The organism is Natrinema gelatinilyticum, from assembly GCF_024266705.1.
Classification (GTDB): Archaea; Halobacteriota; Halobacteria; order Halobacteriales; family Natrialbaceae; genus Natrinema; species Natrinema gelatinilyticum.
Map to the genome: position 1 here is coordinate 103529 of NZ_CP100758.1, position 17099 is coordinate 120627.

The following is a 17099-nucleotide window of genomic DNA, read 5'->3' on the forward strand; positions in this document are numbered from 1 at the left end:
TTCTTGTCCGGGGAAACTGTTAAGTGGAGCTGCCGGAAGATAGTTCGTATGAAGCGAGTTATCAGCTCGTCGGATGCTCCAGAAGCAGTTGGTGCGTACAGTCAGGCGACGACCAACGGCGGTCTCGTGTTCACCGCCGGCCAGATTCCGATGACACCGGACGGAGAACTCCTCAGTGACGAACCGATCTCTACGCAGGCCGAACAGTCTCTCTCTAGCATCAAGGGAATTCTGTCCGAGGAAGGGATGGATATGAGCGATATCCTGAAGGTGACAGTGTTCCTGGACGACATCGACGACTTCGATGAGATGAACGAAACGTACAGCGAGTTTTTCGACGACGAACCCCCCGCTCGTAGCGCCGTCGAAGTAGCAAACCTGCCGAAAGGCGTCGGTGTCGAGATAGAGGCGATCGCGGTCAGTAACTAAGCGAGAGACTTCCGTCGGAAACTAATCAGCTTTCGAAAGTGTATTACCGAGGATCGTTAGTATTACTCTATTGAAAATGTAGTACGTGAGTCGGACCATAGCGTTTTGGCAAGCTTCTTGATGTTGTTGTGTGCGAACAGGAGAACGATTCCGCGGAACTGGCGGTACCAGAACCGCGAACGCAGGGCAGAGTCCCGCGTTCGCTTGACCGTCAAGTAGGATGTTTCTGACATCCAGCGCTGCGTGTAGCCCTTCGCTCGGATGAGTGCGTTATTCGTCGTTGCCATTGACGACGCTCCGCGGTAATGAACAAGGTACTCGACGTCCAGTGCAGCAATCTCGTATTTGGTGTGCCAGTCTTGGAAGCCTTTGTCGGCGGCCACGGTCTGCAGGTCGTCCGCGTTCCGGCGGACGACCTGCGGACCAGCCCTCCTATTGTGTTCGCGGTCGATACAGCAATGCACGTTCAGCACCGCCAACGGCTCTGTATCGATCAGCGTCGTCGCTTTGATCGTCTTGACGCTTCGCCCGCACCTCTGAAGATAGTGTTGTGAGGCCTGCTCGCGTTCGAAAAATGTACTGTCCAACGCAACGTGGCCAAATTGCGGGTGTTGCTGCGCCGAGATGCGCAGCAACGCCCGCCAGATGTGTATCGCGTATCGGCCGAAGGAGTGGTAGAACGTGGTTGGATCAGGTGGCGCGTCTGGGAGGAAGCCGAGCCGGTCACACACCGATGGCATGAGACTGATTCGATCAACGAGTTCGGCGTAGTTGTGGCTCTCTTCCTTGCGAATACAGCGTGCGACAATGTGGGCCTCGCGGGCTTGCACGCTCGCTTTCCAAACGCTTGTTTGCCTACACGGAGTGCTGTCTCAACGAGGTCGAGTAAAACGACGCGCATAATCGCCTTCTCGACCTCCATTCCTCAAACTTGCCCCGGAGTAATCTTGTCGCCGTCTTCCATTTTCAATAGTGATCTCCGGTATCCTCCACGGTACCATGCCGGAGAAATTGATTATCTAATACAGGACTGGTTCGAGACCACCCATGGCGCGACAGACTGTCAGTACTGAAGGTATAATCAGATCGATAAAAAACCGACTCTCCTCAGTTCCCGCGACCCTGCAGTTTCTCCTCTTCGGGCAGGTCCACATTGGCCTCGCCCTTCATGCCCGACCCGATGTCCTTGCTGATAACGGCGAGGCGCTCGCGGTCGTCCCAGTTGTTCGTCGCCTCTACGATGGCGTTAGCCATCGCATCGGGGTCCTCCGCGCCGAAGATGCCCGACCCGACGAAGATGCCGTCACAGCCATGGTGCATCATCAGCGCGGCGTCTGCGGGCGTGGCGATGCCCCCCGCCGCGAAATTGACGACCGGGAGCCGACCCGCCTCGGCCGTCTCGTGGACGAGGCCGGCCGAGGCTTCGATTTCGCGGGCAAACGCCTCGCGCTCCTCACAGGTCATGCCCTCGATCTTACGAATCGCGCCCTTAATGTTGCGCTGGTGGTGGACCGCCTGATTCACGTCGCCGGTCCCGGCCTCGCCCTTGGTTCGAATCATCGCCGCACCCTCCTCGATTCGGCGCAGGGTCTCGCCAAGGTTGCGCGCGCCGCAGACGAACGGCGAGGTGAACTCGTGCTTGTCGATGTGATAGCGGTCGTCGGTAGGCGTGAGGACCTCCGACTCGTCTATCATGTCCACGCCGATGGCTTCGAGAATCTGGGCTTCCGTGGTATGGCCGATGCGGGCCTTGCCCATCACCGGGATGGACACTTCGTCGATGATTTCCTCTACGTTCGCGGGGTCGGCCATCCGCGCGACGCCGCCGCGCTTGCGGATGTCGGCCGGGACAGCTTCGAGCGCCATCACCGCGACTGCACCCGCGTCCTCGGCGATGCGGGCCTGCTCGCGGTTCACCACATCCATGATGACCCCGCCCTTCTCCATCCGGGCGAACCCGCGCTTGACTCGCTCGCTCCCGCGCTTGAGTTTTTCCAAACCTGTCGATTCACCACTCCGTTCGGAACTAGAATTCAAAGACATTGTTATGGGATTACTTTGTGCTAAGCAAGACTGTCTCGATTAGCATGGATAAGTCGTACGGGGGCCAGTATTATAGCTGACGATTTCATACTCGCCACCGTCGGGAATTCCTTTATTGGCACTGCAGTAATTAGATACTCAATCTAACCACGCCGTATGGAATCAGACTACCATACAAAAAGGAACTATCGATATATTGTTTCGTTGATATTCAATCTGATATTTGTAGAGTGAACCTGCAAATGTTCAAGATGTCACCGCTTGTCGTCGTATCACTCTATCACGTCGCTCTGAGCGCCGTGGCATTGACATTAATGACGTTGTTGCTTCAGAATTCCCAACGGCTCTCCGGTTATCCACCGACTGTACCTCCAATAGTATTTTAAGAAGAAATATGGATTTTGGTGTTAATAATATATAAATAAAATTATTTATGGCAGATTGACGAAGAGATACATTCAGCGAGATTACTGATATAGAGGGATTCAAGCCTATTGAATCTCTTCAACATATGCTTATACGATGGTATGGCTGTAAATCATGCGTCCTTTACAGCCATATGATTGTAACGTGAAGTTCATTCTGCGGCATTGCAGACTATTATTGATAAGTGCGAATTTGAGTTTATAAGAAATATTACGGAAATAGAGCTGATACGGGGTGTATAAGATAACTGACAAAGTAGTAGACCAGAGTAACACGCAAGAATCTACAAGCAGAGCACGATCTTTAATATAGCGACACCCATTCAACAATGTTGAAACCAAGATTAAGAATAGTTCAAATTGAACTCGATAACATTTGCCGCATTCAATACGGTCATAGAGAGTTCTTCGGTTAAATAATCTCCTTGTAACCGGCTGAGCGGACCAGCAATGCTGATAGCACCCACTGAATAGCCATCGGCGTCAGTAACTGGTGCTGAAACACACCCGAGCCCCTTAATCCGCTCACCTCTATCGATAGCGTACCCTTGTTGTCTAATTTTATCAAGTTCATTTTTTAATTCTTGTTGGTCGGTGATCGTGTTTTCCGTAGCTGCAGGCAATCCGCGATCTTTAACGATCTGGTCACGGCGTTCTTCTAACATAAATGCCAGAATCGCCTTGCCTCGCCCAGTCTGATGAAGGTGTATCCGCTTTCCGACGTACGTATCTAACGGAACTGCGTTATCACCACTGACGCTGAAGACGTGGATACCTAATCCATGTTCTTCAATCATGAGGTGAGCAACTTCACCCGTATTGTCGGCAAGTTCTTGGAGTTCAGACTTTGCGGCTTCCAGTAATTGATTTTCTCGTTTCGCACTTTCTGCGAATTTAAGAAAGTGGAGGCCAATCGCGTACTCAGACCCATCCTTCGTAATATACTCTAGCTCTCTCAGTGTGTTCAAGTGGACGTGAATCGTACTGGCCGGTAGACCAGTATGTTCTGCAACCTCTGAAATAGTCCCCTGCCCGATTTGACGCAGCGCTTCAGTTATCTTGAAATTGGTTTCGATCGTTTGAAGTGGAATTTCTTTCTGGCCCATAGCCTAATCAAGTGGATAAGGAGTCATAAAGATTTCCAAGAGGATTGAATCTAGTCGATGGAACATTGGAGGTGTCTGTAGCGGGAGCATCGGTGTTCGGTTAAGCTGAGAAACTGATGGACGACACTCACCTAACGAAGTTATCATGAGGACGTCACAGAAAGTGCGATAGCTATCAAATGTACCATCAGAAAGAAGAATGTGAATTGGAAATACCAGTTGCTCGTTGAGCGGTGAACCCGCCCATGAGGGCCGCCTGGTGCCCGCATCCAGCGATAACCACCGGTGAGAGCGACTGCTCTGCACCAGGGTTTCAGAGTCAGCGCTCTCATTGACATGAGGCCGCCTTTCTTCACTGACCGCTTCTCTGGAGAGGTTGATCTTATCGCTTGCGCTGTTGAAAATCAAGTCAGCCCGTAGAACCGATGGAAACTACCGATAGTATTTCACTCCTATTTCAGGCACCGCCATCAAAATGAACCCCAACCTTTTTAATATACCACGGTAATCTGAAAACTGCAACCGTGACTAGAACCAACAGCCTTGTTAGCCACTTCGAGTGCTACTATTGTGGCACTGCCTATGACTTGGAGCACACAGAGTTCCCCTGTCCCGAATGCGGGGGTATTCTCGACCCGAAGTACGATTACGACGACCTTGACATCTCCCGTAACGAGATCGAATCCCGAAACGGGTCGATGTGGAAGTATCGCGAACTCCTCCCCATTCTCGACTCTGATAACATCGTGTCGATAGGAGAAGGGAACACCCCAATCGTCGACTGCCCCACGCTCGCCGAGGAGATGGGCGTCGCCCGCGTAGCGATCAAGGACGAGGGACAGAATCCGACAAACACGTTCAAGGACCGTGGGGCTTCAGCCTCAATCTCTGGAGCATCCCAGCAAGGTATTGAGATGGTTGCGATTCCATCAGCCGGGAACGCAGGTCAGGCAGCTTCAGCCTATGCCGCTCGAGCTGGAATCGATTGCCATGTCGTCCTTAATTATCAGTCGAGCGACATACAGAAGACGATGGTCGAAGCCCATGGCGCTAACCTCCATCTTGTCGATGGGAAGCTTAACAAGGCCGGCGGAAAGTTCGGGGATCTACGAGATGAACACGACTGGTACACCGTCGCAACGTTCCAGACTCCCTTTAGACACGAGGGTAAAAAGACGATGGGACTGGAAATCTTTGAGCAGTTCGATTGGGACAGCCCTGACCACATTTTCTATCCCACTGGCGGTGGTGTCGGTCTGATTGGCATTTGGAAGGCCTATCAAGAACTGTCTCGACTGGATTGGCTTGAGGACGACACACCACCTAGCTTGCATGTCGCCCAGTCGAGTGGCTGTGCCCCGGTTGTCGAAGCCATCGAAAACCATGACGAGGAACACGACGCGTGGGAGTGCCCCGAGTCCATTGGTCGTGGGATCGAAGTCCCCGATCCCGGTGCCTCGCCCTGGATCCTTGAGGCAGTCTACGAGACCGGTGGCACTGGCGTTGCCGTTTCCGACAGCGAGGCACTCGAGAAAGCACTGACTGGGGCGCGTCACGCTGGTATTGAGATGTGTGTCGAACCTGCTGCTGCCCTAGCTGGGGCTATGCAGATGGCAGAAGAGAATAAATTAGACGAAGATGACGAAGTCCTCATCATCAACACCGGAGCCGGCAACAAGGCGACCGACGCCCTGAGTTACGCGCTCGAGTAAACAGCTGAAACTGAGGGTGTCATAGAACAATTACCACACTAAAGAGCAGGTGAACGCTGAGTGCTCTCCCAAACGTCGAATGGCTATAGTGATTAGCAGAGATACTCATAGATTTGCGGTGAGTTGAGTGCTGGCAGAGCCATTGAGAGATATTCGTTGACGTCATCGAGTGTTCGAAAGAGGTGGTTGGCTCGGCCCTCACGGAGCTGTCGCCAACAGTTTTCGAGCGGGTTCATTTCCGGCGAATGCGCCGGCAAGAATTCCAGAAGCAGGCCGTCTGCGGCGGCCTGCTTCTTCAGCGTCTTCGCGATGAAGTAGCTCGCATTGTCCAAGACAATGGCGAGCTTCTTGCCGAATTCGTGCTGTATCGCCCGAAGAAAGTGCTTTGCGATTTCAGCGTTGAACCGATTCGACGTCAGAGCAACAAAGCGCTCACGGTCGTCGGTGACTGCTCCGAGCATGTTCACCTTCTCACGAGCGCCCGAGACCGGCAGTCTCGGGCGCGAATTCACCGGGAACCAATCGGGTTTTTGCTCGGTTGCGACTTTCTGCGTGTGTTGGTCGATGGCGACGATTCGATACCCTTCAGCCTTCAGCGTCGGCCACTTTTTTTGAACTCCGCACGCCAGCGTCGCTGTTCTTCTGGGTCAGCCTGGTAGTGAATCGGCCGGGCTGTCTGGACCGACAGCCCGGCCTTTTTCATCAGGCGGTACATGTGCGCGTGAGAATACTTAACGCCGAAGTTCTCGGCGATGTATTCACGGACGAGGGATGGTCTCCAGGCTGGTGCGTCGATGCCAGCTTCTGACGGCGGCGCCTGAAGCGTCGCCGTCAGTTCGTCCCACTGATCGTCGGTAAGGCGAGGACGGCTCCCGCCACGAGGGAGGTCGCCGAGCGCGACGCCCTCGCGCTCGGCGACAGTGTCGAGCCAGTCGTAAACGGTCTGTGCGGGGATCCCAAGGAGACGTTCGATCTCGTATGGAGAAGAGCCATCGGCGTAGAGCAGTGCAACGGTCAGACGTTTGACCGCCTTTGGATCAGTTTCCGTGCGCAGTTGCTGGCGCAACTGCTCCTCATCGACATCAGCCAGCTTCTTTCCCCATCCGGTCATACCCGTCTCTACGCACCGTGAAGATATGAACCAGAGTGCTGATCCCTATAGTTCTCAGCCTCCTCGATAATCGGATAGAGCCGGTGTAGTTTCGTTCGAGCGGCCTCGCTTGTGAATTGCCAGTTGACCGTGACATCTAACTCAGTGCGTTCAGCTTCCCACGCAGCGACCTCCGACTGGAGGGACGCTGCGTCCGGAATTCGGCGGTTGAGGCACTGGGTCTGTTCCGCGGATTGTACGTACGGATCGGAAGACACCGATCCACGAGAGAGCGCTCGTGGAACTCGAGCGTATCGTACGCCGAGTCATCAAGAATCTCGGTTGCCGTCTTATTAGCGGTGAGTCGGTCGTAACAGTTGAGTGTCGCTGTTTCTGGATGCTGTTTGCGCTAGGTAACGACTGTACCAGTGGGAAGACCGCTGGCGCAGTCGACCGCGACGAGTAATCCGTAGCCGTAGATCTATCCCTCATCAATGGGATTCCACGCCTACGCACCGTCAGGATCGGTGCATGGGCACTCAAGACTCGTCGAATCGATCGCGAACCTGGAGCCTTAGAACCCGAATTCGTCGAGGAGCTGAACAAGGTGGTCGAACAGCCGCTGAATAAACGGTTGGACACGGTTCCAGAACTCCCAGATCGTACTCAACACAGGCGTCTCATCTGCAAATCCGCAGACGAGACGCCCGAGCATCGAATCGAAATAGTCCTCGAGTTCTCTGAACGGGAACTTCGTCTCGGCGGTGCACAACAGCAGCCTACGCATCATCTGCGAGCGAGGATACCGTGGATTTCGCCCAGGCCCGTTGTCCATCCACTCCTCAAGAGCTATTAGGTCAAGCGCCGCGTCCTCGCGGCGCTTTGCCGACCGAAGGATGTTTGTGACAGGGTATGTCTTTACCCCGAGGGCTCAACAGCCGGCACGGTGTGAGTCCGTAAGATCATCTCATTGCTGCTGACGGCTCGGCGGAATTCCTCGTAGGGGTTCCGTCCCTGCTGGCGCCAGGTCGCCATCCGTTCTGGCACGATCGATGCATCTGTGCTCTTTCACGAGGACTCGGGTCGGTCTCCAGCCACGACTGGAGACCGACGAACATCTGTTCGAGATGCCGGTAAACCGGTTCTGCCTTCTCATGGTCACTATAGTGATTAGCAGAGATACTCATAGATTTGCGGTGAGTTGAGTGCTGGCAGAGCCATTGAGACAGATTCGTTGACGTCATCGAGTGTTTGAAAGAGGTGGCCGTGGTGAATCGACATACAGCGGCCGATTTCACTGTTTGACGGCGCGCTTGATGTTATAGACGACACACATCAGGACGATCTCACGGTACTCTCGATACCAGCTTCGCGCACGTACGGAACCGCCGAGCGTGCGCTTGATCACGGAGGAGACGGTCTCAGACAGCGCTCTTTGGCCGTAGAGAGCCTCATCGATCGCGCGTTATGCGCGTGATCGATGGGGCGGAACTCGCGATGTTTGATCAGCGGTCTTACGTCCGCTTCCCCCAGTTTCCCGCGTAATTGCTGCCAGTCGTAGCCCTTGTCGGCTGCGAGGCTGCGCAACTCGCCCGCGTTACGACGGGCGAGTTGCCAGCCGAGATGGGTGTCGTGACGTTTCTCGGTCGTACAGTGTACGTCTAGAATTGCTTGGCTTTCTGCATCGACGAGAACGGTTGTCTTGAACGTCTGAACACGGTAATTCGTGCGCCGGCAGTAGTGCTTGCTCGCGTTCTCGCGGTCGAAAAATGTCGTATCGCTGCATGAGCCGTCTGGTCATGCAGCTGCGTCGACAGGCGCAGCAACACTCGCCAGACTGCTATCTTGACCCTATCAAATGCCTTTACTAGCGTCGAGTGATCTGGGAGATCGGCCTTCTCAAGGCCGATCTTCCCGAGTATTTGTGGCATCTCGCTCAAGAGGTCGAGTGCTTCGCGGCAGGATTTGTCCAAGTAAATCCGGAGACGATAGAGCGAAACGACGGCGTAGTCGGCGAATCCGCCGCCCCGCAGGGTGGCGGCGGATTCACCTCGACCACCAACAGCACTTTTAGCTAACGTCACTATGTTCCCAGTGAAGCGGGAAATTTTGGACATGAATCATCCGCCGTTTCCCGCTTCAACTCCCTAGTTCTGACGGATCAAGTCGGCTCTGCCTAGCGATTCACCAGAGTCGATGAGTACGAAGCTCGCCACGAGGAGCAGGCTGGAGCGACGCTCCACCTGCTCCACAATACCACTGACCCATCCGTCTTTAGTTAGGCGCAAAACCGCACGATAGCGGCGGCTTATCGGGGATTCTTTTCGGAAGGAATGAGGAGGTGTTAGCTGTGCACACCAAAACCTCCTCACACGATGTTGAACGTCGTCTCACTAACTTCCTTCCATCTGATGCGCTCGAAGACCACGCTGATGCCGTCGGCGTGGTCGAGCGTGACCGGAAGCTGCAGATTCCACCGCTCGTCTGGTCGTTTGCGTTCGGCTTCGCCGGCGGCGCAAGCCGAACGCTCGCCGGCTTCAGGCGAAGCTACAACTCAACTGCAGACAAGACACTCTCTCCAGGAGGGTTCTATCAGCGGTTGACGCCGACGCTCGCAGCATATCTGCGCGACCCCGTCGAGACCGTACTCGACGAGGTCGCTATCCCTCACACTGTTTCAGAGGAGTTCAACCGGTTCAGAGACGTGATGATCGCAGATGGAACGGTTCTCCGGCTCCACGAGTTGCTTTCTGAGGAGTATGAGGCTCGCCATGAGGAGCAGGCTGGAGCACGGCTCCACCTGCTCCACAATGTCACGGATCAGACGATTGACCGATTCAGCGTCACAGACGAGAAAAGACACGACAGCACGCAGTTCGAGACAGGATCGTGGCTCGACGGCCGTCTAGCGATCCTCGATCTTGCCTATTTCAAGTACCGGCGGTTCGCGTTGATCGACGAGAACGACGGCTACTTCGTGAACCGGCTGAAGCAAAACGCGAATCCGGTGATAACGGAGGAGTTACGGGCCTGGCGCGGCCGCGCCAGGCCCTTGGTAGGCGAACAGATCTAGGATGTCGTCGGCGATCTACACCGACAGTACATCGACGTGGAGGTCGAAGCCCAGTTCAAGCGAGGCCAGTACGAGGGAACGCGCTCGCTGGACACGAAGCGGTTCCGCGTCGTCGGCGTCCGCGACGAAGACGCCGACGACTACCATCTGTACATCACGAATCTGCCGAGAGAGGAGTTTCTCCCGTCGGATCTCGCAACGCTGTATCGGTGCCGATGGGAGGTAGAAACGCTGTTTCGTGAGCTGAAGACACAGTATGAACTGCACGAGTTCGACACGAGCAACTCGGATGTCGTAAAGATTCTGCTGTACGCGGCGTTGCTGTCGCTGTTAGTGAGTTGATATCTGTCGGATCTGGTCACCGAGCAGGCTGATGATGACATCGTGTTTCCGCCGGAGCGCTGGGCGGCGACCTTCTGGTCGCACGCCCAGCTCATCCACCACGAACTCGGTGAGTACCTCGGCTACTCGCCACCGCCGCTGTTGGAGCGGCTGATCGAAGACGCGCAGAAGACCCATCAGCAACGACTGATCTTACAAGAGACGCTCGTTACTGATACACAACCGAGATGTGTGGCCTGACTAAAGACAAATGGCCAAAAGAATTATTATCCCCCTATCTGTACAATGACACGCAATGTCACGGGAAATCTCTCGAAGGAGTCATCTTCAGCTCATCGGTGGGGCAGCATTTACTACCGGTGTTGCAGGATGTGTCAGTACTGAAAGCGGAGGAAACGGAGTAACCGAGTACACCGTTAGCACATACTACAGCGAATCCTTTGGATGTAGGGATTGTATAAACCCAACGCCTCTGTTCGATATGCCCGAGCGAATTGAGAAAGAATCTAACGGACAGGTGAAAATGGACTTAGTTGCAGACGGACAGCTTACCGGTTCAGCCGATGGCGGTTCCAAGGCACAATCGAATATTGTCCAGGCTGCGGACGGATCCGTCGGCAACTCGGCAGCATTCTGGCCGGAGAATCAAATATTCCTCATTCCTTATACGTTCCCGTCGCGAAGAGCATATTCACACGCGATCTTCCATCCCAAGGTCTGGGAAAATTACTGGGTTCCATTCGCCAAAAAGTATAATATCTTTCCGCTCCTTAGTTATGTGCCAACCTTCCGTCAAGTATATCTCTCCGAAGAAGGAACGAAAAAAATGGGCGGAGGCCGTCTTAGAGATCCCAGCCAACTTGAGGGGCTATCCATTCGCCGAACAGAATCGCGTGTTGCACAAGAGGTTCTAGATACGTGGGGTGCGAACCCCGTAGAGGTATCTTGGGGAGACACGATCCAGGGGATGGAGACAGGAGTCGTTGACGGACTCGAAACGTGGTCGAGCACCGCTATCGGTTTCGGGATGGGTGAAGTGATCGATCAGGTCGTTCATCTTGACTTTAAATCCGGCTATCAGATGCAGTGGGTGAACACCGATTGGCTACAAAGTATACCTGAAGAACATATGCAGGCCATCGCAGATGTCACTCGGAAATCAACTGAAGAGATGGTTCACATAGCCGAAGATGTGGTTTTTGAAAGAGTTGGTGAAACACAACCGCCCAAAGAAGGCTCGGCTTGGGACGAACTGGGAGTAACAGTTAATGTACTTGATGATGACGAACTAAAGAAATGGAAAGATCCTGTCGATCCAATTAAAAATTCCGACATGTGGAAACCAGAGAAAGACCTGATATCTAACCTTAACACACCACGTGACGATATTTGGCAGTTACTATACGATGTCTCTCGAGAAGACAGTGTTCCAGATAGTGATGGAGAGTTTACAATCGATGCTTGGTGGGACGACTATCTGGATGACCTATAATCATAAGAAGAGCCACGTAACAGGTAATAATCAAATTCAAATTAGAAAATAGTACATTCACTATCAAAGCTGGAAAATTAAAAAGTCAATATATGAGTAAACTAACATTCAACCAGACAATGAAGGCGGAATTACCCTCATGGGCCCTATATATAGAACGTTACTTCGAGGCCTTGCTATCGATAATAGCATTAACCGCTATTTTCACCATCATCTTGTCCGATATCATTCGTCGCACTATCTTTGGTACCCAACTTCTTGGAGGGTTCGAAATTGCTATTGGATTGTTTATTTGGGTTGCTTGGCTAACCACTTCACTGGCTGTTAGACATGAATCACATTTCCGATTCACGTTGTTAAGAAAGAAAATGTCTCCAAGAATGGACATGATGATGTATATCGTTGAGTGGGCACTTTGGCTTCTCGTCATTGGTATGATATTTTGGCAATCGATCCCTCAGTACCAGCGATACGTCACGTCTGGTCGCCATCTTGTCGGCACACCGATAGCGGAACAGTGGGTGTACTTTGCTATCCCATTCTCAATGGCATTGATATTGACGCGGGTGGTACAGAATATGTATATCAAGCTTAATCAGTACCGTCATGGTGAGAACATCTGTCCCGATGCCGATATCGGAGTAAAAGAATGATGAACGAATTTATTCACATGACATCCGCAGTGATGCCCCCTCAGATTACGCTTTCACTTGAGATGTGGATAGCGATCCTCACCATTATTAGTCTTTTATTATTCGCGGCTGGCGTCCAGCTGATGCTCGTCTTTGGGATCTGGGTTGTCGGGTTCCATATGGTTGTCCCGGCGTTCCCATTCGAGAACATGGCAGTTACCGCCTACACAGAGGTAGAATCGTTCGCATACATCGCAATCCCGTTTTTCATCCTCGTTGGCGATATCTTCAACCGGACAAACGTGTCCGAGGAGATCATCGCCTTCTCCCGCTCAGTCGCGGGTTGGTTACCGGGGAGTACGGGCAATACCGCTATAGCGACCTCCGGGGTGTTCTCAGCCATTACGGGGTCGAACGCGGCGACGACAGCTTCAGTCGGTCAGGCGCTATACCCATCCATGGAAGAAGAGGGATACAAAGACTCACACGCTGCAGCGACGATAGCGGCTGGTGGGACTATCGGGAGCGTCCTTCCACCGAGCATCCTGCTTATTATTTATGGAGTCCTGTTCGGGCTCTCCGTACCCTCGTTGTTCATCGCTGGGATTCTTCCAGGCCTAGCAATGATCTGTATTCTTATCGGTGTAAATACAGTAATCTCTCATCGTCGGGGATATGGGCAAAAGGCCGCAGCCTACGAATTCAGTCTGAAAGACATCGGTAAAACAGCTTGGATGGCGAGGATCGGTCTTGGAACCGTCATTGTCCTGTTAGGTGGTATATTCGCCGGAATCTTCACACCATCGGAAGCCGCTGTGGTCGCGGTAGCCTACATCCTAATTACCGCGTATGCAGACGGAAGAATCGAAAGTCTCAAAGAAATTGTCGATGCTGGCATCACATCACTGATATTAGTTGGCGTGTTGATGCCCGTTATCGTGCTAGCAGTACTCCTTCAACAGAATCTCTCCTACATCGGCTTTCAAAAAGTTGTCTCTGAGGCAATTCTTACACTTGAGGCACGATGGGCCATCATTATCGCTATACTTGCCATCCTCATGATGACGGGATCAGCGCTAGCGTCAACCCCAAACATCGTGCTGACAGCACCGCTGTTGGCGCCCGTTGCATACGAATTAGGTATCGACCCAATCACTTGGGGAGTCATCTTTATTTTCAGCGATGCGATGGGCTTTATTACGCCACCCTATGGACTGAATCTGTACATCATGAGCGGATTGACTGACATCGACTACATGGTACTGGCCTATAACGCCCTCCCATATCTAATTGGGCTGTTTGTAGTGTTGACAACACTGCTGGTGTTCCCGGAGGTGAACTTCCTCGCTAACTAACCTTTTCTGCTCCTCTTTGGCATTCGAAAGTTATCATCAGTAAATACACCCTTCAACTAAATTCTTCAGTATATGCAAAATTGTGCCTCAACAATTCAATCGTGGTTATTTTGATACCGTTAGTGTTTAAGTTATAGTGATTGTTATATATTTTATTTTATATTAATTTAATAATTAGTAGATTTTTTGACGATATCTACGGTGAAGAGTTACAATATGACCTCGACATTGTGGAGGAAAGAAGCCGATACAACGGCTCTTAGCGGTAATGAAGTACAAACGTTCTTCCGTAGGTGATTGTAGATACTGCTGAGTTGTCGCTGCAAAGTCAAAGAGGACAAGGACACCGCGTTAGCGGTGCCCGACACGGATGATTCCGCTAGATGTGTTTAGGTCGGAATCGGTCGCAGCGGACCTGCTCCAACAGGTTCGCTGGCGTGACGGTGTTACCTGTCCTCGCTGCCGTTCTGACCTCACGGTCAGAAACGGCAGCTATGGGCACTTTCAGCGGTATCTCTGTAAGGATTGCGACCGCACATTCAACGATAAGACGGGCACGATTTTTGCTCACTCGAAGATTGCGCTCCGCCGGTGGTTGTTCTCGATCTACGCGTTTCTCCCGTTTAACACGAGACTCCGGCAGCTACAGTGCGAAATCGAAGTGACATACAAGACGTTCCACCGGCGCATCGAACGCTTCGCCAGAGCGCTCGATGCGCCTTCCCTCGATCTCGTCGGCCCGGTCGAAATCGACGAAGTGTACGTCTCTGCTGGGAAGAAAGGCCGCGAGCGCGACCAAGAGTCGCGCTCGCGTGGCCTCTCCACGCGTGGGCGCGGAACGTATGATGGCGACAAGCCACCCGTGTTCATCCTCGCTGATCGCGGGACGGGCCAGCGGTACGTGATCCCAGCGAAAGCCGCTGACGAATCGACGATTCGGCTCCTCTTGGCCGACCGCCAAGAGGAGTCGCTGACCATCTTTACTGACGGCTTTCGAGCGTACGAGCCACTCGAAGAGGACGACGCATTCACTCGTGAATACGTCGTCCACGGTGACGGTGAATACGCCGACGACGAGATCCACGTCAATACCTGCGAGAGCCACGCGTCGCTGACACGACGGTGGCTCTCGCCACATCGATGTATCTCGAAAGATAAGCTAACACAATATCTCAGAGCGTTCCAACTCCGCCGAGAATTATATCGAAAACCGGGACGAGACGCACTCAAACACGCTATTCAAGCGACTCTATGAAATCAACAATGTGCTACGCAAGAGCGTACTCCTATTTGAGGAAATCAAGCTGCCATCGTCACGGGTTACGGGGACCCTGTCAGCGGGCGACTGCGGTACCGTATCAATACGTCTTTGAAAAATAACAGTGTAGTAACGTTCAATCGACTTGGTAAACCCTCTAAAGCAATAATTTCACGCTTATCACGCTCAGACGTAGACATTATGCTCGATGGTTCCAATATTCTCATCGATGGCTACTGTTTGTCAGCTCTATGAGACCTGCAAGGAGTTCTTTCGCTTCCGACGGTTGAGCTACTTTGTTGACACTTATTAACAAACAGAGAACTGACGTGAGTGTTTCAATCGCATCCTGTCCTATCAACCATCCGTTCTATCAGTTGCGCCATCTGTACTGCGCGGATGTCTTCGAATTTTGGTGCGACGACCTGTACCGAAACTGGAATCCCTTCATCGGAAGCTACCGGCACAGCGACGGCGGGGACATCAGCGAGATTGAATGGAACGTTGTTACCATTCATCTGTCTCACATTCTTTGGCGAGTTGCTCTCGCCGAATTGGGGCGGAAGCTGACGCAGCGTCGGGACCAACAGTAAGTCGACATTGGTGAACGTCTCCTCGAGCAACGCTCGAAACCGTTTTCGCTCCCGTTGGGCCGCCACGTAGGGCTGACCAAATTCTTCGGCGTCCAGTACCGCTGCCGGAAGCACGCGTTCTCTGATTCTTTCATTCTCGAGTCCTGCCTCCAACATTCGCTCGAACGCCCCTCGACAGGCATCGGAAACTGAATCGTCCAATCCACGAACTACCCCACACTGTCGGAGGACTCCTGCGAATTCTATCATCGAAATAAGCGAGTAGCAGTCGTCGAGACGCTCGTGATCGACGTCTCCTGGGAGGTCGATTGGCTCGACCGATACATCTTCTCGAGCGTCGAGTGTTGCTGCGAGCGATTGAATCGCGTCATGAATTGGTGGCGTTACTGGCTCAAGAAACGTGTTTGGGAGTCCGACTGTAAAGCCATCCCACGCGGTAAGCGAATCGACGATTGAAGTGGTTGATTGGTGGGTTGCCATGGAAACACAGGGATCCGGCCCAGCAATTGTCTTGAGGATTCGGACAGCCGTTTTGACGTCACGCGCAATCGTCCCGACTGCGTCGAGCGACGGTGCCATGGGAACGACGCCGTGTGTTGGAACCATGCTACTTGTCGGTTTGATGCCGACGACGCCACAGCAAGCAGGAGGCATTCGGACGCTGCCACCGGTGTCCGTTCCGATTGCACCGTCGACAAGTCCGGCCGCGACGGCAACGGCGCTCCCGCTTGAGGACCCGCCTGGAACACGGGTAGGAGCAGTCGGATTCTGGACCTGCCCGAAGTCGCTGAATTCGCCACTGGGCCCGAATGCAAACGCGTCCATGTTTGTTTTTCCTTTTATCGCCGCCCCTGCATCGAGGAGACGCTCGACGAGCAAGGCGTCGACTGCGGGCCAACACTCGAATTCGCGCGATCCACAGGTCATCGGCAATCCGTCGACTTCGACGTTGTCTTTGACTGCAATCACGAGGTCTGACAACGGTCCATCACCGCTCTGGCGAGGAGTCGAATACCCGGCGAGAAACGCGTTGTATTCGTCGTTGACTACCTCATCGTGGGGATGTGACGGCTCGGGCTCGTGTGGAAAGGTGTCGGTAATCGCTTCGAGCGTAGTCAGATCGTCGAGAATCTCATCAACCCTGTCGTCGATCTGAAGCGAGAGCGCCGACGCAACTGTACGTATCGTTTCCTTGCGGTCGTCATAATCGTGAGACATTTTGTTATCCCTCGTCCAGAACGACGGTCTCTGAAATGGTTGCAGACAGTAATACTGTCTGGACAATGTTTCCGAGCAATGCTTTTACAGATGCTTTTTTTCGACCGCTCATGACAATTTGGTCAACGGTCTTTCTCCTGTCCATAGATATATCCACTCTGTGGTATTTTAACATATGCCGATTGAGAGAGAATGGTTATAAGCCTTTTTACAACTATCTGATAGTAATAAATTTGAGTAAGATAAATAGTTATTTAAAAATAATTTTATTAATATATAAATAATACTATAAACTATAGCCGCGAACTAGTAACTTGTCTTCGAAATACGT

The 17099-nt window shown here is 52.7% G+C and carries 12 protein-coding genes and 5 pseudogenes; 7 read left to right on the plus strand and 10 right to left on the minus strand.

Translation table 11 applies throughout. The features are described from left to right. Positions 1–48 precede the first annotated feature (48 nt). Complete coding sequence (locus NJU76_RS26180) at positions 49–429, plus strand: Rid family detoxifying hydrolase (RefSeq protein WP_254533972.1); 381 nt, start codon at positions 49–51, stop codon at positions 427–429. 62 nt (positions 430–491) lie between these two features. Here the strand turns inward: NJU76_RS26180 and NJU76_RS26185 are convergent. The 3 genes and pseudogenes from NJU76_RS26185 to NJU76_RS26195 form a co-directional block, all read right to left on the minus strand. Further along, a pseudogene (locus NJU76_RS26185) lies at positions 492–1330 on the minus strand (transposase). Positions 1331–1536: 206 nt separating this feature from the next. Continuing rightward, complete coding sequence (gene pdxS, locus NJU76_RS26190) at positions 1537–2472, minus strand: pyridoxal 5'-phosphate synthase lyase subunit PdxS (protein ID WP_256567230.1); 936 nt, start codon at positions 2470–2472, stop codon at positions 1537–1539. 769 nt (positions 2473–3241) lie between these two features. After that, positions 3242–4003, minus strand: a complete 762-nt coding sequence (locus tag NJU76_RS26195; RefSeq protein ID WP_254533973.1) for an IclR family transcriptional regulator — start codon at positions 4001–4003, stop codon at positions 3242–3244. A gap of 524 nt (positions 4004–4527) precedes the next feature. Here NJU76_RS26195 and NJU76_RS26200 point away from each other — a divergent pair. Beyond that, the gene (locus NJU76_RS26200; RefSeq protein WP_254533974.1) at positions 4528–5715 is read left to right on the plus strand and encodes a threonine synthase; all 1188 of its coding nucleotides are present in this window, start codon (positions 4528–4530) and stop codon (positions 5713–5715) included. A 92-nt stretch (positions 5716–5807) separates the two neighbouring features. Here NJU76_RS26200 and NJU76_RS26205 read toward each other — a convergent pair whose 3' ends face one another. The 6 genes and pseudogenes from NJU76_RS26205 to NJU76_RS26230 all read right to left on the minus strand — a co-directional run bounded on the left by NJU76_RS26205 (position 5808) and on the right by NJU76_RS26230 (position 8922). Continuing rightward, complete coding sequence (locus tag NJU76_RS26205; protein ID WP_340681236.1) at positions 5808–6344, minus strand: IS630 family transposase; 537 nt, start codon at positions 6342–6344, stop codon at positions 5808–5810. Next, positions 6308–6826 (minus strand): IS630 family transposase, encoded by a 519-nt coding sequence (locus NJU76_RS26210; RefSeq protein ID WP_254530780.1) that lies wholly within the window; start codon positions 6824–6826, stop codon positions 6308–6310. Before NJU76_RS26210 ends, NJU76_RS26205 begins: the two co-directional genes overlap by 37 nt. Before the next feature lie 8 nt (positions 6827–6834). Then, positions 6835–7059, minus strand: a pseudogene (locus NJU76_RS26215) (hypothetical protein); the annotation flags it as partial. Positions 7060–7379: 320 nt separating this feature from the next. Further along, positions 7380–7595, minus strand: a complete 216-nt coding sequence (locus NJU76_RS26220) for a hypothetical protein (RefSeq protein WP_254533975.1) — start codon at positions 7593–7595, stop codon at positions 7380–7382. A gap of 128 nt (positions 7596–7723) precedes the next feature. Then, a pseudogene (locus tag NJU76_RS26225) lies at positions 7724–7968 on the minus strand (IS66 family transposase); the annotation flags it as partial. A gap of 131 nt (positions 7969–8099) precedes the next feature. Then, positions 8100–8922 (minus strand): annotated as a pseudogene (locus tag NJU76_RS26230) (IS5 family transposase). A 233-nt stretch (positions 8923–9155) separates the two neighbouring features. On the opposite strand from NJU76_RS26230, the pseudogene NJU76_RS26235 reads away from it, so the two are divergent. The 5 genes and pseudogenes from NJU76_RS26235 to NJU76_RS26255 all read left to right on the plus strand — a co-directional run bounded on the left by NJU76_RS26235 (position 9156) and on the right by NJU76_RS26255 (position 14954). Then, positions 9156–10460: pseudogene (locus NJU76_RS26235) on the plus strand (IS4 family transposase). A gap of 55 nt (positions 10461–10515) precedes the next feature. Beyond that, positions 10516–11712, plus strand: a complete 1197-nt coding sequence (locus NJU76_RS26240; RefSeq protein ID WP_254533976.1) for a TRAP transporter substrate-binding protein — start codon at positions 10516–10518, stop codon at positions 11710–11712. Positions 11713–11804: 92 nt separating this feature from the next. Next, a complete protein-coding gene (locus tag NJU76_RS26245; protein WP_254533977.1) occupies positions 11805–12365 on the plus strand; it encodes a TRAP transporter small permease in 561 nt (186 codons plus the stop codon). Beyond that, on the plus strand, positions 12362–13699 hold the full coding sequence (locus NJU76_RS26250) for a TRAP transporter large permease (RefSeq protein ID WP_254533978.1): 1338 nt from the start codon (positions 12362–12364) through the stop codon (positions 13697–13699). Before NJU76_RS26245 ends, NJU76_RS26250 begins: the two co-directional genes overlap by 4 nt. A gap of 370 nt (positions 13700–14069) precedes the next feature. Beyond that, positions 14070–14954: an IS1595 family transposase gene (locus tag NJU76_RS26255; RefSeq protein ID WP_254533979.1), complete on the plus strand. Its 885-nt coding sequence runs from the start codon at positions 14070–14072 to the stop codon at positions 14952–14954. 341 nt (positions 14955–15295) lie between these two features. Here NJU76_RS26255 and NJU76_RS26260 read toward each other — a convergent pair whose 3' ends face one another. Then, positions 15296–16768 carry an amidase gene (locus NJU76_RS26260; RefSeq protein ID WP_254533980.1) on the minus strand — a complete coding sequence of 491 codons (1473 nt, stop codon included), beginning with the start codon at positions 16766–16768 and terminating at the stop codon, positions 15296–15298. Between the last annotated feature and the right edge of the window lie 331 nt (positions 16769–17099).